Here is a 19754-nt window from a genome sequence, read left to right on the forward strand (position 1 = left end):
AACCCGACCATATTGCTATGGCCGGGTTTCTTTTCATATAGTGACTCGTAAAAGAGCGGTAAAACGATACGGATCAGAATTCAAATCCGTGTAAGGCCCTATGCATAAACGCGTAAACGGCCATAAACAACATTAATCCACAAAACACCGAATAGGCCTTTAAAAGAAATACAACGATTTCAGGCTTGCAATTTTCGAATGCTTGGACGTACAAATTTTTAAAGTGCAATAGTGTTCCCATATAGTTTCTCTTTTAATGCCTTGTCTAGGGGCATTGGTTATTGTAAAGCTATAAGGGTTAAATCAGTGCTCTGGCAATGGTAGTCTTTGGGAGGTGTAAAGATAGCCAATTAAACGGCGGTGCCTTTGCAGTTCATCGAATTTAACAACTCTTCACGGAATTTATAAAATAAATCGTAACCTATTGGGAGACAATGGATAGGATTTTGTGGGGGAAGCCGTATGAAGTGGGTCGGGCCTTACTGATTTCGGTATTTTTCTATGGATTCCTGTATTTTCTCGATCCGGTTTTCAGGGTCGGGATGGGTGCTTTGGAATTCAGGGGTCCGGTTCGGGCCGGCCGCCGCTTTTAAGATTTCCATTACCTTGATCATTTCTTCGGGGCGATAGCCCGATTTTATCATAAAGAGTACGCCCAGGTCATCACTTTCAAGTTCATCGCCACGACCGTTTTTAAGCAAGGTGTTTTGGCCGATTCCACCGACCAATCCGCCCATATCGCCACCGACGGAAGCTCCGGTCGATAGGGTTTGCCAAAATTCGCCCTCGGCAATGCGTTCTGCTGAATGTCGGCCGATCACATGGCCTATCTCGTGGCCTAAAACCCCGGCGAGCTGGGCCTCGTTCAGTTGTTTGAACAGGGCATAGGTGATAAAGACCGGACCGCCGGGCAATGCAAAGGCATTGATCGTTTGGTCGTCGGCCAATAAGTGAAAGTCGTATTTATAAGGAGTTTCCCGGGCAATGCTGTTCTGTACGAGTTTATGCCCTATTTGGTCTACGTAAGATTGTAGCTTCTCATCGGGGTATAGCCCTCCGTATTGTTGGGCAATTTCAGGGGCACTGTTCAGGCCGATGGCAATCTCTTGCTCGGTACTCATGTTAATGGTCTGTACCCTTCCGGTATAGGGGTTTTCCTCTTTGCTGCTCCAACGCTTGATAAAGGCAAACGCCACAATGGCCAAGCCGATGAATATCCTAATTTTCCAACTTCCTCTTCGCATGGTTTAGTGTTCTTTTGTACCTCAATATACAAAAGACCTAAAGAAGTTCGGTATTGATATCCAGGATATTATCTTGTATGTAGTTGGTCAAGAAGCCTTCGGTAAAATGTTCGGTACCGTAGAAATCTTCGTTTTTTAGCAATTGCATGATGTTCTTTCTTCTGAACTCGGTCAACATAGGAACCGATAATGGGGCATAGCTATAGTGCCATGGCTCGTATTTAAAGCCTCTACGGCCGGGGGTGTCGGTATAGACCAAGTGAAAATCGAAGTCCTTGGCATTTTCATCCATCCATTTCTTGAAATCGGCATAGGGTTCGCCTTCCCCGAATTTCGAAGGTACCAGCATATCGCCCTCTACCTTGCGATTACCGTCAACAATGTCGATGTCGGTACCCCAATGGTGTCGGCTTGTGCCGGGTATGGTGGAATATTCTATGATCTTGTCAATGGCCTTTAGCGGGGCCATGTTGCCGTCGTCGGTGTATTTTAGGAATTTGCGTTCCCAGATAGAACGTTGACGTTCAAAACTGCGGTAGCTGGAGACAACTTTTAAATCTATGCCATCGCCGTAAGCGGCTTTTTTCATTTCAACAAAGGCGTCATGTGCCTCTTTTCTTAAATTGATGCCCTTACCGTAGAGTTTGATATCGGTCTTGCCCATCAGTTCTAAAATGCTGTACTCAAAATCTTTTGAGAATGCCAAATTGGGCAGTGCGGCCAATGCCAGGCCTGCAACCCCACTCTTTTTTATGAATGCTCGTCGTTCCATACTACCATTTTGTTTTAATCGTGTTCGCAATCTAGACAAAGATACCCAAATTTGATGCCAAGAATAGATCGCGACCGAATTCATAACGTTTGAACTAGCAATTATCGTGTAAAATGACGGTGGTAAATAAGAAAAAAACCTAAGGCTTCCCGCTATCGGAATGATTCCTATGGCTTTAAGGCCGATTTGTGCCGCTCGTTGGGGGCATGAAAACAGTAGTAGGGCAAAAGTGAAATAGGGGAGGTAGGTTCAACATCCTACAAAAAAAAGAAAAGGCACGTTCCAGGGGTATCACTATGTCCGGGCTTTATGTGGTGCGGCAAAATAGGGCGCATAAAAAAAGGGCCTTTAAGCCCCTTTTTTTATCAGTCGTTCGCCAAATACAAAAATCCTTGAAATTCAAGATCTAGATCATCTAGGGTAACGATGTAAAAGTATACGCCCGAGGGAAGTCCCTTATCGCGCGATACCACAAAGTTGTTCTGTGTAGAGTGTCCGTTGAATTCATTGGTGTAATTTCTTTTTTCAAAAACCTTGAGTCCTTCCCGGTTAAAGATCTGCATAAAGTTGTTGGGCGATAACGCCAATTCGGGAATCTCGAGAAAATCGTTGATTCCGTCACCATTGGGGGAGACGAAGTAATTTTCGAGGTCGAGATAGTCACGGGGCTCGCCTGCGGCCGCAAAGGTAAGTACGGCGTAGTCATCGGGGACAATCGTGCCCGTAGCGGCAATCCCTTGGCTAAGGGATCCTGAAGAGACGGGCCCTCCGAGGCTTACCCATCGGTTTTCCGACTTGCTGTAGCCGACAATGACCACTTCGTTAACGTCGTTGGTCAAAAGGCTGATGTTGCTCCTTTCGTTCCAAAGCAGTTGTACGGTAGAAGGCACCGAGCCTTCTAAATGCCAGAATTCCACGGTGCTGATCCGGCCGATCTCGGCAGCCTTGTTATCGGTATTGAACGAACCCGGTATAATGCTCGGGCTGTTCGGGTCTTCTAAATAATAGGCGCATCGGGCCAGGGTATTCGGACTTTCGGAAATTAAGCGCAAGGGGCGAAACTGTTGGGTGTCGCCTACGGGGAACATAAAATCGGACTGACCACTTACGCTGGCATAGCCATCTACCTTACTGATATCGCTTTGGCCGTTAGGAAAGGCATTGTTCAAAAAGTTAAGGGAATTGAAGGTCTGTGCCCGATCGGTGATGACATCCCCGCTTACGAAGTTGGCATTGTTCAATACGTTCAAGCCGGTCTGTAATATGGCACCCGAACCGGTTACGAACTCAACATCGTAAAGGGTGGCGGGCAGGCTGCCGCTAATGGTGCGGAGGTTATCGCCATAAAAACCGACCAGGCCGAGGTTTTCGTCAAAACTACCGTCGTTGATCAGGTCGGTATGAAAGCCTATTCGCCCTCCGTCGTGAACACGCAGGTTGCCGGCATTGTACAGGGCCGATTGGGCCTGTACGCCCGATGCCAAAATGAGTGCCGCTATGTATAGGTATTTCTTCATGTGCTGCTGATGGTACTCCGTTGATTACTTCTTTAAAAGGGCCTTGATCTCTTCCAGGTCGTTTTTAATGGATTTCAATTCTTGGGCCATGGCCTCTTTTTCGGTCTTTAGCTTGTGGATCTCTTTTTCTTGTTCAATGGTGTACAGAAAAAGTTCCTCTATTTTTTCGAGGTTCTGCAAGTTCGATTCGCTCAAGTTCCAATGCCCTTCTTCTTGGGCTTTTGCGGCCGAGGTAACACCGGGCAGGTGATGGTTCTTTTTTATAAACGCTTCTATTTCCTTTAAATTATTGAAGTGGTAGTCTTCTTTTAAGTCTGAACTTCCTAAAAAGTATTTTTGGAAAACGTAGTCGGGGACAACAGTGTTGCCGTTCAATAGTATGTCACCACCCGAGCTTATGTCAGCAGTTGTGCTTACAGTACCATCTACTTGAACATTTCCGGCTACATGAAGCTTTTCGACAGGAGTAGCTGTTCCAATACCTACGTTTTGGCTGGCATCGATACGCAAGGCTTCAAATCCCCCTGTAGAAAATGCCAGTTGGTCAGCTGCTGCTCGAAACATTCCTGTGTTTGTATCGCCGCTTGTATAAAAACCATAACCAGGGCTTCCGGCAGTACCACCCGTAGCTTCAAAACCTTCTCTGGTTCTTATCGAGCCATTGACATCCAACTGAACTTGTGGAGCTGCGGGTAGGTCTCCAATACCGATTTTGCCGCCGCCACTTGTGCTAAAAAGTAAATTGTTACCCCCTAAACTTAAAGTTCTTTCAGCGGTCAAAGTTAGATTTGAATTGCCAATATTCTGAGCATCGGCCCAAACCACATCGCTACCGTTGGTGGTCAATACCTGGCCGTCGGTGGTACTTTCCTTTATTTTTTCGATGGTAACGTTGTTGTCCGCAATATCATCGGTCTGAACTTGGCCATCTAGAATCTTGGCCGTAGTGATACCATCATCCTTTACTTCCAATTGATCTGCACCAGAAACGGCAATAGTGGCATCGTCAACATTGACACTGAAGGTGTCGGTCGCGAGGGTTAGTCCAGCTCCGTCGGTATAGGGTGTGCTACTGGTATCGTCGTCTGCGGGTGCCCAGGCGGTGCCGTTCCATTTGAGTACTTGATCGTTCGTAGCGCCCATATCGGACAGGTCTTCGGCAAGGATGGTGTTGTTGGCGATCTTTTCGGTAGTGACCGCTTCATTAAGGATGTTCTCGGTAATTACGGCATTTACGGCCAATTCGGCGCTACCGATGGCATCGTCGGCAATATCGAGGGCTGAACCTGATGTACCGTCCCCGGTAAAAGTACCTGCCGTAACGGTAACAGCGCTGAGTCCGCCTCCGTCACCCCATTCCACTCCCGTACCGGTAGATTTAAGTACTTCTCCGGCAGTACCGGTACCTATACCATTGATATCAATACCTCCGTAAAGAACAATGTCCTTGTTATTTTTAACGGTAAAAGCTTTGTCGGCGAGGGTGGGGAGGTCGGTATTGCCACTTTGTTCTTGTAAGAAGTGGAAGTCGCCTCTGGCCCATGATTCTTGTCGGTCGTAAACAAGAGCCCCTTTACCAAAGTTATTCGTTTCTACAGCAAATAACATACCAACGGCGGATCCGGTATTATCGCCTCCCGTGCGGTTTTGAATCATTAGGGGAAAGGCAAGATTATTAAATACTTGTTCGGCAATATGTACTTTCACGTTGTTGTTAATGGTGCCTCCATCGAGGCCGATACCAAGTGCTCCATAGGACGTGGTGCCCACTGTTCGAGCATCATAATCCCAAACAAGGCTAGGGTTTCCATTCTCAGGGTGAAATGCCTGGACGGGGTCACCGTTCTCATCGGCAAAGAATAGGGATTTTGATTGGCCCGAATGACTTGCGGCGGAAGCGATTTCCCAGTTTCCGGCCGTGTTGTTCCATCGCATAACCTGGCCATCGGCGGTCGCCCCCATATCGCTTAAGTCCTCTAGCTTGATCGTGGCGTTTGCTATTTTGTCGGAGTCAACAGCTTCCTCTTCTATGGTAAGCACTCCGGCATTATCGATGGTGGCGTCGCCGCTTAGGGCTACCGCCTGTTTTACGCCTGCGGCATCGCCCACGAATATTTGGGTGTCGGGCAGGGCATTGTTGTCGTCTACATATTTTTTGGTGGCGGCGTCTTGGGCTGCCGTCGGGTCGCCCAGATCTGTGATTTGCAAGTTTCCTGCGCTATTGCCCCCGGCCGTAGCCAATACTTCGGCGAGGGTAGGCGTGGTGGTTCCCGAGGGTATCTCGGCCCATTCCACTTGGTTGGTTATGCTGTTGGTAATCAACATTTGGTCGGCCGGTGTTGGCAAGGCAGTTGCGGGTACGATGTCGATATCAATTTCGTTGTTGGCGGCATCGTCCGTTACCGAAATAATTCCGGCATCACCTGCATTTATGCTCTTAAAAGGTAGGTCTGTACCGCTTTTGGTCAAGGTTATTCCTACCCCGCCGATACCTGCGTTAGAGGCCGTATTCGCTTCACCTCCTGCACTAAGGCCATCAACCTCGGTCTGGATTTCTACAATGGCATCCTGAACGTTCGTACTGGTGGTGTTGCCTGTGGCGGTGAAGGGTACTTCGGCAGCCGTTTGGTCGTCGTCTCCACCTCCGGCCAAGGGACTTAAATCGACCGTGGTAAGGTTGCCCGGTTCCGTAATCACCAATTCATTGGCGGCATTCAGAACGGCACTTGTGATAAGTTCATTGGTAATGCTTCCGTCAACTTCGTTGGCTACGTTGATCCTGTATTCGTCCCCTACGACCCCAGTACCGCTAACGGTGGTGTTGGTCCCGTCTATGATCTTGGTGTCCGAACCGCTGGAGGTCGGTATGGTGATGGTATTCCCATTGGTAATCGTTAGTTGGTCTCCTGAAATGGAAAGGGTCTGTAGTTCGTTGGTGATGCTTTGGTCCAAGTCAGCCGCAATGGCCGTTGTGTTGGCGGCAATATTGTTTTCCAAGGTAGAGGCGTCGAAAAAGGCCGCCCCATTGGCATCGGGCGTAATGCTGTTGCCTGCATTGGCACTGACGATATCGGCACTTGTGATAAAACCTTGGTCGTTGGTAAAATCGCTGAGGTTGATGTTGTCGTTATCGAGGGCAAAGGCCCCTACGGAGTTTTCCGCTAGTTTGTTCTGAGTAACCGAATTGTCCTGAAGCTTGCCCTGGCCGATCGAACCGTCTTGAATATCTATTCCATTAATGCCCCCATCACGGATCTGTTCGCTGTTGATGCTGTTCGGAGCGATCTCTATCGTGTTCCCGTTTGCCGTAGGCGTAATGGCTATAGTACTTTCGGCGTTCAGTTCCGGGTCGGTAATCAGGCCGCCCCCGGCTTCGCACATGCTGATCCAGGCGGTGCCGTCGTAATAATAAATACAATCGGCCGTGGTGTTGTAGACCATGGCTCCGCGATTGGGTACAATGCTGGCCATTTGCGACTCGTCTACCCGAGTTATGACCAGAACCTTGTTCGAACTTTCTAGCTCTAAAATAGAGGATGGGTCTATGGTTTGCGGGTTATCGCCAATTTTTACCTGGGCTTGGGCAAAACCTATGATAAAGAAACCAATTAAGAATAAGGGTATTGAAATGCGCTTTTGCATACAATTACGATTTAAGGTGTTAAGCATATTAGGGTCAACAAAAATAAACTTATCTAATAATTTATCTAATTTAACAAGACAAACTACTTGTTCGTCAGGCTAAAAGGATTACAATGGGTAGTAAAAGGTCATCGATAACATGGTTTTGGCTGCGATTACGAATTAACAAAAGTTTAGAGGGCATGGTTTTTTTAAGACCGAAACATGTATTTTCTTTATAAACTCGTTTAAAAAGGAATCGACACGGAACTTGTTCTTAACTATTGTACGAAAGTACTATGAATAAAGTTGCCCCGAATCTATTTTTAAACCGACCAATACTTTGACCCAATTATAGAACGCTTACAATTAAAACAACCAAATGAAAAATATCCCTACCCTGGTTTTCATACTTTTTGCCTTTTTAAACATATCGGCCCAAGACGATGATCGATCCTTGTTGCGAGGTACGGTGCTTTACCGAAGTATTAGTGTCCCTAATGAGAATGTTATCAATATTACGGCCGAGAATGCCGTCATTTCAGATGAAAAAGGGCAGTTTGCCATTATGGCCAAGGCTGGGGACGAGTTGGCCTTTACCGCTATCAACTATCAGATGGAAGTGATTAAGGTCACCGAAGAGATCATAAAGAAAGGACGCCTTGTAGTGGAAGTGACCGAAAAGGTGACCGAACTCGACGAAGTGGTGGTAAGCCCCGAAAACCAAGAAAAGTTCATACAGCTGCAGAACGAAGAGTTTAAAAAAGTGGAGTACGATATCGACCGCTCTACCGAAGTTGAAAATATAGCCTTGAGCCAGGCGGATAGGGGAATGAAAAATGGCCTCAATTTTGTCAACATCTTTAAGGCATTGGCCAAATCAGGGAAAGGCGACAACGCCGAGAGTCGGCCCCGTATGAAGATGAGCGAAGTGCTAAGACAGGTGTATGACGACGAGTTTTTTGTGGCCGACCTTAAATTACCACAGGCGGCTATTGACGATTTTTTACAATATATAGATACTCACGAACCCGAATATGCCCTGCTCTTGAAAAAGAACGAATTTGAATTGATCGATTTTCTGGTCAATAAGAGTAAGGCCTATCGAGAACAAATAAATGAAGAGAAATAGTTTTCTTTTTGCTATTTTTTTTACGGTCTTGGCACGCCTTGCTGCCCAAGACCTTATTTCCGTTGAACTTGAGGGTCGCGTTTACAGTAAAGACGGCGACGTGGCCGCTACCCATGTTCTCAATACCACCACGAAAAAGGCCACCATTACCGATATTGACGGTTTTTTTGATATAGCCGTTAAATTGAACGATACCTTGGTGTTTTCCGCCGTACAGTACAAGCGTAAGGAAATTGTGGTTTCCATGAGCATTTTGGAAAGCAAGTTCCTGATGATTCCCCTAGAAGAGGCCCTGACCGAATTGGATGAGGTAATCGTAACGCCCTACAGCCTGTCGGGACATATGGCGAGCGACCTTCAGACCTTGGAAATCGAACCCGTGGTAACGGCTTCTACCTTGGGCCTGCCCAATGCCTTTGTGGTGCCGATGGATAAGGCCGAACGCGAGCTTCGGGCGGCCACGGCAAATCCCTATATGAGTTTAGATCCCTTGATCAATACCATTACCGGGCGCAAGAAGATGTTGAAGGCCCGCGTTAAACGCAATGAGAAATACGAACGGACCCAGCGTGTACGCGAGTTTTATGTAGATTCGCTCTATACCGTAGAACTAAAGATTGCCCAAGATAAAATCGATGATTTTCTGTATTTCTGTGAGGTCGATTCGGCCTTCCAACAAATTGTGGATACCCATGACCGATTGCGGATATGGGACTTTATGAAGCGGAAAAGTGTAATATACCGCAGGAACCATAGGGAAGAAGAGTAAATGGCTTGGCTGGTAAAAAGTCATGCTTCAATAGTGTGGGGCTAAAACCTTTCGGATATGAAACCTTTAAAAGGACTTCTTTTTACAAGTGTAATGCTAGTGGTTTCTACCGTGGGAAAGGCCCAGAGTTCCGAAACTTTAGAGGGGCGTGTGTACAGCGATAACAACGATGTGTCGGGAACCCATGTGTTGAATACGACGACCAATAGGGCTACGATAACCGATGCCAACGGCTTTTTTGATATTGTGGTAAGGCTTAATGATACCTTGGTGTTTTCCGCCGTACAGTACAAACGCAAGGAAATCGTGGTTTCTGAAAGTGTTCTTGAAAGCAAGTTGTTATTGGTTCCCTTGAAAGAGGCCCTGAACGAATTGGAAGAGGTAGTCGTAACGCCATACAGTTTATCGGGCCATATGGCGAGCGACCTGAAAAACCTGGAAATTGATCCGGTGGTGACGGCTTCTACCTTGGGGCTGCCCAACGCCAATGCCAAAAGATGGACCCAAAGTGAGCGTTTGCTCCGGGAGGCTTCGGCCATGTCGGTGACCGGAACCACATCGGGCCTGGGTGCGGGCGGGGCGGTTTCCTTGAATCCTATTATAAACGGAATTACCGGCCGTACCAAAATGCTCAAGAAACGTGTAAAACGCGATCGAGCCTATTCGAGAACCGAAAGGGTAAGGGCGTTTTATGTAGATTCGCTCTATAGCACCGAATTAAAGATCCCCCAAGATAAAATAGATGATTTTCTGTACTTCTGTGAGGTCGATGCCGATTTTCAGCAAGTAGTGGATGGTCGCGACCGATTGAAAATTTGGGCTTTTATGAAGCGGAAAAGTGTGGTCTATCGTAAAAATTATGAAGCGTACGAAGAAGGGGAAGATTGACACTAGGGTTGAGGTGGTTTTTTCTTTTGGGGAATAGATTAAAAAAGAACATATGAAGCCATGGCTGAAATTAGCTTTTATGTTGCCATAAGCTTGGTGGCTCATGCTTCATACGCCCAAGAACCGATTTCTTTGGAAGGCCGTGTGTACAGCGAGAACATGGATGTTTCCGCCACCCACGTATTGAACACCACAAGCAAAAAGGCGACTATAACAACGGTCGATGGTTTTTTTGATATCGTAGTTCACCTGAATGATACCCTGGTCTTCTCGGCCGTGCAATTTAAAAGGAAGGAAGTAGTGGTTACCCAATCGGTTATGGAAAGTAAATTGCTCATAGTGCCCCTGCAGGAAGTCTTGACCCAGTTGGAAGAGGTAGTGGTAACCCCGTATAACTTGACCGGCGACATGGGGAGGGACCTAGATCGGGTGCCGGTCACTTCGGTAATTACATCGCACTCCTTGGGACTGCTGAACAAAAAGGTAAGGCTTAAGCCTAAGGGCGTGGGGGAAACCCTGCGATTGAACAAATACCTCAACCTGGTTACGGGATATGATACCCTTACCTTAACGCCCGATATTCGTCTCGATTTAAAGATCGTTAGGCTGGCCGACGATATATCGGGGCGGACCAAGGATTTGGAAAAGTATAAAACCCTTGAGAACGAGCTTAACCAAATTGAGGCGATACGATTGTTCTTTACCGACTTCGTTTTTGTAAGCACCTTAAAAATTCCCGAAGCCCATATAAACGATTTTTTGAACTACTGTATGGTCGATAAAGGGTTTAAGGAAGGTGCGAAGGCCGACGACATGGCTTCTGTATATGGGCTGATGGAAGCAAAGGCCCCAGGGTATAGAAAAAATAACGGCTTGGAATAATGCGGTTTTTGGCATAACATTTGCCTATTTTTGCGATAGAAAATGAGATTATGAAGTCTTTGAAAAAGTTGCTTGTACTATTACTGCTTCCTTTGATGGCCTTTACGGCCGCCCACAAGTTTTACGTAAGCGTAACCAACGTAAACTATTCCGAAAAGGATAAGGCCCTACAGATTACCTCCCGTATTTTTATCGATGACCTAGACAAATTGCTGCTTGAACGCTACGATTTAAAGGCGCAATTGGCAACCGGGGAAGAATCGCCATTGGCCGACGCCTATCTAGAAAAATACCTAAGGGCCAAATTTGTAATAGAGGTCAACGGCAACAATGTCGATTATACCTATATCGGTAAGAAGTACGACGCCGATGTGGTGATTTTCTATATCGAGGTTCCTAACGTCGATAAGGCTACCTTGAAATCGGTGCAAATCGAGAACGAAATCTTGACCGACCTCTTTGACGAGCAACAAAATGTAGTACATTTTAAGATAGGTGACCAGAAAAAAAGCTTTGTTTTGGTCAAATCTCGTACTAAAGGAATGTTAAACTTGTAACATATAGGGAACTATTCCTTAAAATATTTTATTTTTCACGGATTAAAACCACACAGACATATGAACAAATTGAAGTATTGTCTTGCATCGTTATTTTTTGTGTTCGCCAGCGTTCTGATGGCACAAGATGGCGTTAATGCGGACAAGGAACCAGGGCATTACAACCAGAGTAAATTCAAACAGTTATACGAAGAGTTCGCCACCCCGAACAATTATCGTTCCGCCTCGGGAGCACCCGGACCCGATTATTACCAACAACAGGCCGATTACAAAATGGATATCGAGCTTGATGATAAAAATGCGAAAATATTTGGTACGGAAACCATTACCTATACCAATAATTCGCCCGATGACCTTGAATACCTTTGGCTTCAGTTGGATCAAAACGTAAGGGCAAAGACTTCAAAATCGCCTTTGCGTGACGGGGGAGGCGTACCCATGGCCGAACAAGTGGGGTCATTCGCACAAAAATACATGACCGAGCCTTTTGACGGGGGCTTCAATATAGAGTACGTGAAAGATGCCAGCGGAAAACCGTTGAAGTATACCATCAATCAGACCATGATGCGTATCGATATTCCAAAACCTTTAAAAAGTAAAGAGAAGATTTCCTTTTCCATCAAGTGGGACTACAATATTCCAGACCACACCGTAAACAGGGCACGTTCGGGTTATGAATATTTCCCTAAAGATGGTAACAGGGCCTATGTTATTGCGCAGTTCTTTCCAAGAATGGCCGTATATAGCGATGTAGAAGGTTGGCAGAACCACCAGTTCTGGGGTAGTGGCGAGTTTGCCCTTACCTTTGGTGACTACGACGTAAACATTACCGTACCTGCCGATCACGTTCTTGATGCTACGGGAACCTTGCAGAACCGAAAAGATGTATTTACAAAGGAGATGATAGCGCGCTACGAAAAGGCGAAGAAGTCGTATGACAAGCCGGTAGTGATCGTTACCCAAGAGGAAGCCGAAAAGGCGGAAAAAGGGTTTTCCAAAAAGAAAAAAACATGGAAGTTCAAGGCAGAGAACGTAAGGGATTACGCCTTCGCTACATCAAGAAAATTCATTTGGGACATGCAGGCCGTTAAAGTGGGCAGCAAAGACGTTATGGCCGTTTCGCTTTATCCAAAAGAAGGAAACCCGCTATGGGAGGAATATTCTACCAAAGCCGTGGCACATACGCTTAAATCGTATTCATCGCATACCTTCGATTATCCTTACCCTAAAGCCATTTCGGTACATGCCAAGCAACAGGGAATGGAGTATCCGATGATTTGTTGGAACTACGGTCGCCCTAACGAAGACGGTACGTATTCAGACCGTGTAAAATTCGGTATGATCAGTGTGATCATTCACGAGGTAGGCCACAACTTTTTCCCGATGATCGTAAATTCAGACGAGCGTCAGTGGGGATGGATGGATGAAGGTCTTGATACCTTTATGCAATATATGGCGGAGCAAGAATTCGGGGAAAAATATCCTGAAGCCATTGCCCCTAATAGCAAATACCCATCGAGAAGGGGAGAGCCTTCCAAAATCGTACCCTATATGGCAGGGGATCAAAGCAGCATTGCACCGATCATGTCGAACCCTGAAAACGTATACCAGTTAGGCCCGAATGCCTATGGTAAACCGGCAACGGCCTTGAATATTCTTCGTGAGACCGTAATGGGCCGCGAACTTTTCGACCATGCCTTTAAAACATATGCACAACGCTGGATGTTTAAGCACCCGACACCCGAAGATTTCTTTAGGACTATGGAAGATGCCTCTGCGGTCGATTTAGACTGGTATTGGAGAGGATGGTTCTATACTACCGATTTTGTGGATATAGGTGTCAAAGGCATCAAAAAATACTACGTTACCGACAAGCCTAGCAAGAAAATGCAAGAGTATATGGCGGTGCGCGGCATCACCGAGGCCGACTTACCTCCTTTGGTGTATTTGGCGGAAGAAGGTAGTGACGACCTCGATCCGAACCTAAAAGGCAAGACGCCTTCCGAAAGTTCGCAGTCTTTGAAAGAATTTATGATGGACAATATGACGGCCGAAGAACGCGCCGCCGTAAAAGAGCCTAAATATATCTACGAGGTTACTTACGATAAGCCAGGGGGCATACCAATGCCGTTGATCGTGGAGTACACCTATGCCGACGGTTCTACCAAAAATGTTACCTACCCACCTGAAATTTGGCGTAAGAACGATAAAGAGGTAAGTGTAGTGATATCATCACAGAGCGAACTTACCGGAATCGTTGTCGACCCAAAGGCGGAAACGGCCGATATAGACACGTCTAACAATGCATGGCCCAAGAAAGAGGAAAAGTCCGATTTCGAGAAGATGAAGGAAAATGCTGTCAAGGGCAAATAAATTTTGTTAATATCACAAAAAGACCTGTCAGGTTTTCTATACCTGACAGGTCTTTCTATGTAAACTTCATTATATTTGTGGTATGTATTCACTGCACTTCTTATTTATTAGCGGGGGCGAAATCTTCTTTATCATGTTTATCGTGGTGATGGTTTTCGGCGCCGATAAGATACCCGGCATAGCCAAGGGGCTGGGCAAGGGTATGCGCCAATTGAAAGACGCCACGGAAGATATCAAGCAAGAAATTCAGAAGAGCGCCGAAAAACAAGGTGTTGATACGAGTTTTATAACCGATATCAAAAAAGACATCGATGATGTCAAGAACAATATTACCTCAGGGATCGGTACCGACATCAAAAAAGAAATGGACGGGGTCAAAAAGACCGTCGATGATGTTACGGGAACCATCAAAAGAAGCTAGTTTTGCTCGAAAAGATTTTAGAATGGGATAGGGAAACCTTTATCTACCTGAACAATCTGGGCATTGAAGACTACGACCAATTTTGGATTATCGTTACGCACTTCTCCACTTGGATTCCCCTTTTTGCCCTATTCTTTATTCTTATTTTTATAAAATATCCCAAGAGAGAGGCCATTTTTGTGGTGCTTACCATAATCTTGATGCTGTTTTTCGTCGTCACCCTTACCGATTTGACCAAAGAGGTCGTGGCCCGTTTGCGGCCCAATAACGATGAAACGATGAATACACTTATACGGATTCTTAAGCCTTCCTCATCCTATAGTTTTTTTTCCGGCCACTCGTCAAGTTCGTTTTCGGCGACCACTATTGTGGTACTCTTTTTAAGAAGGCGTTTTAAATGGTGCTGGCTATTCTATATATGGCCCCTATTGTTCGTAAGCAGCCGTATTTTTATAGGGGTACATTTTCCTACCGATATTATTGTTGGTTCTTTGGTCGGTGTTTTGTCGGCCTGGCTTTTTTATATGCTCTACCTCAGGCTTATAGTACCCTACTTAGGGTTAAGCCGTCCCTGATCGGTAGCAATACCGTTTCTACCCGTGGGTCTTCCTTTAGTTTTTTGTTGAACTCCAAAAGAATGGGGGTTACCTTGTCTTTTTTCTCCACGGGTTCCACTACTTTTCCTGACCATAGTACGTTGTCAGATAAAATAACGCTGCCCGGACGGGTCTTCTGTATGGCAAGTTCAAAATAATCGGGGTAGTCCCTTTTTTCGGCATCGATAAAGACGAGGTCAAAAGTAGCTTCAAGTTGGGGGATGATGGTTTTGGCATCTCCAATATGCTGTACGATTTGGTCTTTGTAGGCACTGCGTGAAAAATAGCGTTCTTGAATGTCTTGCAGCTCTTCGTTGATGTCTATGGTATGTAGCTGGCCGTCCTTTTGCATGCCTTCCGCCAAACATAGGGCGGAATAGCCCGTATAGGTGCCGATTTCAAGGATGTTCTTGGGGTAGATGATCTTTGAAAGCACGCTTAAGACCCTTCCCTGAAAATGCCCGGTGAGCATACGGGGGCGGACTACTTTTAAGTGCGTTTCCCGGGTAAGTTCTTGAAGTAGTTGGGGTTCGTCCTCTGAATGGTTTTGGATATAATCCTCTAAATCCGAAGATAGGAAATGCATGAGCTGTAATTTCTGCAAATATATAGTATTTTAGAACTCCAGAAGTTCAAATTGGAAGAGATCAAGCTATGGATACATTTAAAATTCGAACGGCAATTCTAAGCGATTTGGAAACCTTGTTGGAATTTGAGCAGGGTATTATCGCGGCCGAAAGACCTTATGACCCTACCCTTAGGGCCGGTCGTATCAGTTATTACGATCTGGGGGAATTGATCAATAGTGATGATGCCGAGGTGGTAGTGGTCGAGCACGAAGGAAGTATTGTGGCTTCGGGCTATGCCAAAATCAAAAAGGCCCAGGCGTTTCTAGACCATGGGATGTATTCATATCTAGGCTTTATGTATACCCATATCGATTATAGGGGAAAAGGATTGAACAAAATGGTTATCGATGCCCTAAAAAAATGGTCCGATTCAAGGGGTATTTCCGAGGTACGCCTTTCCGTCTATAGCGATAATACTGGGGCCATCAAGGCCTACGAAAAAGCAGGATTTAAAAAACATATTATCGAGATGCGAATGGTTGGGCCAGAGTAGGGGCCAATATCGTTTGTGAAATTGTATTTTTATAAAAAAAACGCCGATATGAAGTTCGAGAATACTTTGGGTTTTGCCCAAAAACTAGATGGTCAAGATCCATTGCGAAACTATCGTAATCAATTTTATTTCCCCAAGGTAGACGGAAAAGAGGTCATCTATTTTACAGGAAACTCCCTCGGATTGCAGCCTAAGCGTGCCCAAAAGTTTGTTGATGAGGTAATGACCGATTGGAAAGAACTGGCCGTAGAAGGCCATTTTCATTCCGATAAGCCTTGGTGGGATTACCATGAGCGATTGGCCGCCCCCTTGGCCAAAGTGGTCGGGGCCAAGACCGAAGAGGTGTCGGTGATGAATACCCTTACGGTAAACCTGCACCTTTTGATGGTTACCTTTTACAGACCCACTGCCAAACGTTATAAAATTATTTGTGAGGAAAAGGCTTTTCCTTCGGATCAGTATATGCTGCAAAGTCAGGTACGCAATCACGGACTTGATCCTGACGATGCATTGGTAGAGGTGAAAAAAAGGGAAGGTGAAAATTTTTGGCGGACCGAAGACGTACTTCAAAAAATCAATGAAGTAGGTGATGAATTGGCCCTGGTGCTGATCGGTGGGGTCAATTATTACAATGGGCAGGTGTTCGATATGGAAACCATAACCCAGGCCGGAAAGGCCGTAGGTGCTAACGTTGGTTGGGATTTGGCCCATGGCGCCGGTAATATAGAGCTCAAATTGCACGATTGGGATGCCGATTTTGCGGCATGGTGCAGTTATAAATATATGAACAGTGGTCCGGGCAATGCTTCGGGCGTGTTTATACACGAACGCCACCTGAATAAAAAGGATATACCTCGTTTAGAAGGATGGTGGGGTACCAAAAAGGAAACACGGTTTTTGATGAAACCCGAGTTTGAACCTATGGCCAATGCCGACGCTTGGCAATTGAGCAACCCACCGGTGCTGTCGTTAGCACCTTATCTGGCCTCCTTGGAAATGTTCGAGGAAGTAGGTATGGAGGCCTTGATCGAGAAAAGAGATCGTATAGTGGCCTATTTGGAATTTGTACTTCATGAAATAGACAAGGAAACCGACAAGGCTACCTTTGAAATCATTACACCCAAGGATAGGGGGACCCAGCTTTCCGTTTTTCTTCACGGCCAGGGGAAATCCCTTTTTGATTACTTGATGAAAAACGGGGTTATTACCGATTGGAGGGAACCCAATGTCATCCGTCTTGCTCCTGCACCGTTTTACTGTTCCTACGAAGATATGTACCGCTTCGGTCAAATCTTAAAAAAAGGAATACAAACCGTATAATTTTATTTTTTCTTCACAACCATCGCCTTGCCCCGACCTATCGGGGCTAAGACTGGTTTTTATTGCCCTTTCCGTTTTTTTTAAGCGTGTAGTTCATCGAATTTATAGGGGTCTTGTCGGCTAATTGAGTGGTTGTTTCCGTACATTAAATGTAAGTTTTAACCCCAAATATTAAAATGAACATGAAAACTAAAAATGAAAAAATGAACAATAAAACGTTCCCTACGCGATTTATGCTTTTTATGGCGACCTGTGCATTGGTTTTAGGATCCTGTACTGAAGATGCCGTGGAACCTGAGGCCGAAACTTCCGTCCGTCCCAAAGCGGAAGTTGAGGCTCAACAGGAATCTCAATTCGTTACTAAATATTTCTTGGGTGATGCCGTAAAGGTGGAACTGGAAGAAGATGGTACGTACAGCTTGGCGGGTACGGATATCCGATTGTTCGAAGACCAGCTTTCCGATTCTCCTGATGCTTATGATCCCAACCCTGTCCCCGGGGAAGAGCTTTCAGGTTTAGCCCAGCACGGTAGTATCAGAAAGTGGCCCGATAACACCGTGTATTATGTAATAAACGGATTGAGTTCAAGTGTTCGGTCAGAATTGCAAAAGTCCTTTGACGAATGGACGAGCAAGACCAATGTCCGTTTTAAGGAGCGTACCAACCAATCTAATTACGTAACTATATCATCTTCAGGTTCTAATAGTAATTCAGGTGTTGCTACCTTAGGTATGTACGGTTCCAGTGGTTATATCAAACTGGGTACCCGTGCGACTGCCGTGGTGATCATTCATGAGTTAGGTCACACTTTGGGTTATATTCATGAGCAAAACCGTGCCGATAGGGACGATCATATCATCATCAATATAGAGAATATACAACCTGATGCCGTTGATCAATTCTACAAGAATACTTCGGCTATTTATCTTACCGGTGATTTCGATATCAACTCTACCATGATGTACGGTAGCTATACGTTCAGTAAAAACGGTCAACCTACGATTACCGATTTGAACGGAAATATTTTGCCTCAAAGACAGGCCAGTCTTTCTCCTTTGGATATTGAAGGAACCAATGTGGCCTACCCATCTACCGATGGTGGAGGTAGTCCTGAACCGGGAGCGGATCTGTGCGATACTGCCGAAGAGTTTTCATCGAATAAAGCTTACAGTGTTGGTGACTACGTAACCTATTATGGCAGATTGTACCAAAGGGATTATACCCGTTGGAATTATATCAAGACTTGTAATTAATTCTAACCGGGGTTAAAGCAAAGACAGGTTTACTGTCCGTTATACATATTAAGTGATCAAGGGCCATCTGCATAAGATGGCCTTTTTTCATTTCTGGAAAACGCTTTTTGAATTACCTTCGCGGTCAAATATCTTGTATGAAGTCTTTACGCCTAATACTTACCAATTCGCGCTATTTTGGGGCTGCCTGGGTCTTTGCCAGTATAAATATCCTATTTGGCACCTGGGCGATTTATATCCCGGCGGTAAAGGAGCAACTTCAAATCGATAAGTCGCAATTGGGCTTGGCCATATTTTTTCTATCGCTAGGGGTGTTTACGGTATTCCCCATGGCATCGTCGATTATCAATAGAATCGGTGTGGGAAGGGCTACGTGGTACGGGGTCGTTATGAGCTGTGTAGCGGCGCTTATGCCCTTGTTGGCTCCCAACTACTATACACTTATGGCCGCATTGTTTCTGTTCGGGGCTTCCAATGGTATTACCGATATCGCCATGAATACCTTGGTAACGGAACTTGAAAAGGAAGATAAGAAGAGTTTTATGAGTGCGTCCCACGGATTTTTTAGCCTAGGCGGTGTTTTGGCAGGATTGGGTAGCTTTTTGATCGGTCCGCTCGATAATCCGCCTTTACACATGGGGCTTGCGGTACTTCTTGTCTTTACGGTCAATTTTATATTTCATGGAAAGTATAAAAACGTGGTTGCCGTCTCTGAAGGAAAGGAAGCCTTTAGTCTAAAGCTTTTTAAACCGATGTTGTTTTTGGGGCTTATTTCATTCGTTTCCATGGGAAGCGAGGGGGCTATAGTCGATTGGAGCGGACTCTATTTGAAAGAGGTGAGTCTGGCTCCGGAAGTACTCTGGGGCGCCGGATTCTTAGGGTTTCAGATTACCATGACCTTAGGAAGGTTTCTAGGCGATGCCCTCAGTGAAAACATCGGTTCGGTAAAAATGGTAACCTTGGCTGCCCTGGTCGTGTTAACGGGTTACCTTATGGTACTGACCGCAGATACCTTTTGGGCCATTTCCGGTTTTGCGCTAAGCGGACTCGGTTTTTCGGTAATGGTGCCCGAACTCTTTCGTATCGGAGGAAAGGTCAAAGGGGTCGATTCTTCCCAAGGGGTTTCGTTTATTGCGGGTACGGGCTACGCCGGCTTTTTAACGGCCCCGCCCATTTTAGGATATATTGCCGATAGTTCTTCCTTAAAGACTTGTTTTCTAGTGTTGTTCGCCTGTGCGCTTTTGGTCCTTGCCGCCACGTTTAAGCTCAACCGTAAGCGGTAAGAAA

The 19754-nt window shown here is 45.7% G+C and carries 18 protein-coding genes; 12 read left to right on the top strand and 6 right to left on the bottom strand.

Features of this window, described 5'->3' with window-relative positions; genetic code table 11:
• Positions 1–73 precede the first annotated feature (73 nt).
• The 5 genes from B4Q04_RS23130 to B4Q04_RS16375 all read right to left on the bottom strand — a co-directional run bounded on the left by B4Q04_RS23130 (position 74) and on the right by B4Q04_RS16375 (position 7175).
• Complete coding sequence (locus B4Q04_RS23130; protein ID WP_316932901.1) at positions 74–241, bottom strand: DUF6747 family protein; 168 nt, start codon at positions 239–241, stop codon at positions 74–76.
• Between the two features lie 238 nt (positions 242–479).
• Entirely contained in the window at positions 480–1244 is a 765-nt protein-coding gene (locus B4Q04_RS16360) for a M48 family metalloprotease (RefSeq protein ID WP_013992114.1), read from the bottom strand.
• A 37-nt stretch (positions 1245–1281) separates the two neighbouring features.
• The gene (locus tag B4Q04_RS16365) at positions 1282–2016 is read right to left on the bottom strand and encodes a M15 family metallopeptidase (protein ID WP_013992113.1); all 735 of its coding nucleotides are present in this window, start codon (positions 2014–2016) and stop codon (positions 1282–1284) included.
• A 365-nt stretch (positions 2017–2381) separates the two neighbouring features.
• Positions 2382–3533 carry a gliding motility-associated C-terminal domain-containing protein gene (locus tag B4Q04_RS16370; protein ID WP_013992112.1) on the bottom strand — a complete coding sequence of 384 codons (1152 nt, stop codon included), beginning with the start codon at positions 3531–3533 and terminating at the stop codon, positions 2382–2384.
• 24 nt (positions 3534–3557) lie between these two features.
• Positions 3558–7175 carry a beta strand repeat-containing protein gene (locus B4Q04_RS16375; protein WP_123772391.1) on the bottom strand — a complete coding sequence of 1206 codons (3618 nt, stop codon included), beginning with the start codon at positions 7173–7175 and terminating at the stop codon, positions 3558–3560.
• 361 nt (positions 7176–7536) lie between these two features.
• Here B4Q04_RS16375 and B4Q04_RS16380 point away from each other — a divergent pair, with 361 nt between their 5' ends.
• The 8 genes from B4Q04_RS16380 (at position 7537) to B4Q04_RS16415 (ending at position 14751) form a co-directional block, all read left to right on the top strand.
• Positions 7537–8286, top strand: a complete 750-nt coding sequence (locus B4Q04_RS16380; protein WP_088697447.1) for a hypothetical protein — start codon at positions 7537–7539, stop codon at positions 8284–8286.
• Positions 8273–9055 (top strand): carboxypeptidase-like regulatory domain-containing protein, encoded by a 783-nt coding sequence (locus tag B4Q04_RS16385; RefSeq protein ID WP_013992109.1) that lies wholly within the window; start codon positions 8273–8275, stop codon positions 9053–9055. Before B4Q04_RS16380 ends, B4Q04_RS16385 begins: the two co-directional genes overlap by 14 nt.
• A gap of 57 nt (positions 9056–9112) precedes the next feature.
• Positions 9113–9943, top strand: a complete 831-nt coding sequence (locus B4Q04_RS16390; protein WP_236631037.1) for a carboxypeptidase-like regulatory domain-containing protein — start codon at positions 9113–9115, stop codon at positions 9941–9943.
• Positions 9944–10003: 60 nt separating this feature from the next.
• A complete protein-coding gene (locus B4Q04_RS16395) occupies positions 10004–10825 on the top strand; it encodes a hypothetical protein (RefSeq protein WP_088697448.1) in 822 nt (273 codons plus the stop codon).
• Positions 10826–10875: 50 nt separating this feature from the next.
• Entirely contained in the window at positions 10876–11382 is a 507-nt protein-coding gene (locus B4Q04_RS16400; RefSeq protein WP_013992106.1) for a DUF6702 family protein, read from the top strand.
• 60 nt (positions 11383–11442) lie between these two features.
• Positions 11443–13755, top strand: coding sequence for a M1 family metallopeptidase (locus tag B4Q04_RS16405; RefSeq protein WP_088697449.1), 2313 nt, complete (start codon positions 11443–11445; stop codon positions 13753–13755).
• A gap of 82 nt (positions 13756–13837) precedes the next feature.
• Positions 13838–14176 carry a twin-arginine translocase TatA/TatE family subunit gene (locus tag B4Q04_RS16410; protein WP_013992104.1) on the top strand — a complete coding sequence of 113 codons (339 nt, stop codon included), beginning with the start codon at positions 13838–13840 and terminating at the stop codon, positions 14174–14176.
• Positions 14177–14178: 2 nt separating this feature from the next.
• On the top strand, positions 14179–14751 hold the full coding sequence (locus B4Q04_RS16415) for a phosphatase PAP2 family protein (RefSeq protein WP_088697450.1): 573 nt from the start codon (positions 14179–14181) through the stop codon (positions 14749–14751).
• On the opposite strand, the gene B4Q04_RS16420 is transcribed toward B4Q04_RS16415, so the two are convergent.
• The gene (locus B4Q04_RS16420) at positions 14717–15358 is read right to left on the bottom strand and encodes an O-methyltransferase (RefSeq protein WP_088697451.1); all 642 of its coding nucleotides are present in this window, start codon (positions 15356–15358) and stop codon (positions 14717–14719) included. The genes B4Q04_RS16415 and B4Q04_RS16420 overlap by 35 nt on opposite strands.
• A gap of 68 nt (positions 15359–15426) precedes the next feature.
• On the opposite strand from B4Q04_RS16420, the gene B4Q04_RS16425 reads away from it, so the two are divergent.
• From B4Q04_RS16425 to B4Q04_RS16440, 4 genes are all read left to right on the top strand, one after another.
• Complete coding sequence (locus B4Q04_RS16425; RefSeq protein WP_088697452.1) at positions 15427–15894, top strand: GNAT family N-acetyltransferase; 468 nt, start codon at positions 15427–15429, stop codon at positions 15892–15894.
• Positions 15895–15942: 48 nt separating this feature from the next.
• Entirely contained in the window at positions 15943–17214 is a 1272-nt protein-coding gene (kynU, locus tag B4Q04_RS16430) for a kynureninase (protein ID WP_088697470.1), read from the top strand.
• Positions 17215–17417: 203 nt separating this feature from the next.
• The gene (locus tag B4Q04_RS16435) at positions 17418–18467 is read left to right on the top strand and encodes a M12 family metallopeptidase (RefSeq protein WP_161496084.1); all 1050 of its coding nucleotides are present in this window, start codon (positions 17418–17420) and stop codon (positions 18465–18467) included.
• 137 nt (positions 18468–18604) lie between these two features.
• Positions 18605–19750 carry an MFS transporter gene (locus tag B4Q04_RS16440; protein WP_088697454.1) on the top strand — a complete coding sequence of 382 codons (1146 nt, stop codon included), beginning with the start codon at positions 18605–18607 and terminating at the stop codon, positions 19748–19750.
• The last annotated feature ends 4 nt before the right edge of the window (positions 19751–19754 follow it).

This window comes from Zobellia sp. OII3 (assembly GCF_002211465.1).
GTDB classification, from domain to species: domain Bacteria; phylum Bacteroidota; class Bacteroidia; order Flavobacteriales; family Flavobacteriaceae; genus Zobellia; species Zobellia galactanivorans.

Bases quoted from the DNA above. Each gene is read 5' to 3' on its own strand.
- B4Q04_RS23130 (WP_316932901.1), bottom strand. From the start codon at position 241: ATGGGAACACTATTGCACTTTAAAAATTTGTACGTCCAAGCATTCGAA.
- B4Q04_RS16360 (WP_013992114.1), bottom strand. From the start codon at position 1,244: ATGCGAAGAGGAAGTTGGAAAATTAGGATATTCATCGGCTTGGCCATT.
- B4Q04_RS16365 (WP_013992113.1), bottom strand. From the start codon at position 2,016: ATGGAACGACGAGCATTCATAAAAAAGAGTGGGGTTGCAGGCCTGGCA.
- B4Q04_RS16370 (WP_013992112.1), bottom strand. From the start codon at position 3,533: ATGAAGAAATACCTATACATAGCGGCACTCATTTTGGCATCGGGCGTA.
- B4Q04_RS16375 (WP_123772391.1), bottom strand. From the start codon at position 7,175: ATGCAAAAGCGCATTTCAATACCCTTATTCTTAATTGGTTTCTTTATC.
- B4Q04_RS16380 (WP_088697447.1), top strand. From the start codon at position 7,537: ATGAAAAATATCCCTACCCTGGTTTTCATACTTTTTGCCTTTTTAAAC.
- B4Q04_RS16385 (WP_013992109.1), top strand. From the start codon at position 8,273: ATGAAGAGAAATAGTTTTCTTTTTGCTATTTTTTTTACGGTCTTGGCA.
- B4Q04_RS16390 (WP_236631037.1), top strand. From the start codon at position 9,113: ATGAAACCTTTAAAAGGACTTCTTTTTACAAGTGTAATGCTAGTGGTT.
- B4Q04_RS16395 (WP_088697448.1), top strand. From the start codon at position 10,004: ATGGCTGAAATTAGCTTTTATGTTGCCATAAGCTTGGTGGCTCATGCT.
- B4Q04_RS16400 (WP_013992106.1), top strand. From the start codon at position 10,876: ATGAAGTCTTTGAAAAAGTTGCTTGTACTATTACTGCTTCCTTTGATG.
- B4Q04_RS16405 (WP_088697449.1), top strand. From the start codon at position 11,443: ATGAACAAATTGAAGTATTGTCTTGCATCGTTATTTTTTGTGTTCGCC.
- B4Q04_RS16410 (WP_013992104.1), top strand. From the start codon at position 13,838: ATGTATTCACTGCACTTCTTATTTATTAGCGGGGGCGAAATCTTCTTT.
- B4Q04_RS16420 (WP_088697451.1), bottom strand. From the start codon at position 15,358: ATGCATTTCCTATCTTCGGATTTAGAGGATTATATCCAAAACCATTCA.
- B4Q04_RS16425 (WP_088697452.1), top strand. From the start codon at position 15,427: ATGGATACATTTAAAATTCGAACGGCAATTCTAAGCGATTTGGAAACC.
- kynU (WP_088697470.1), top strand. From the start codon at position 15,943: ATGAAGTTCGAGAATACTTTGGGTTTTGCCCAAAAACTAGATGGTCAA.
- B4Q04_RS16435 (WP_161496084.1), top strand. From the start codon at position 17,418: ATGAACAATAAAACGTTCCCTACGCGATTTATGCTTTTTATGGCGACC.
- B4Q04_RS16440 (WP_088697454.1), top strand. From the start codon at position 18,605: ATGAAGTCTTTACGCCTAATACTTACCAATTCGCGCTATTTTGGGGCT.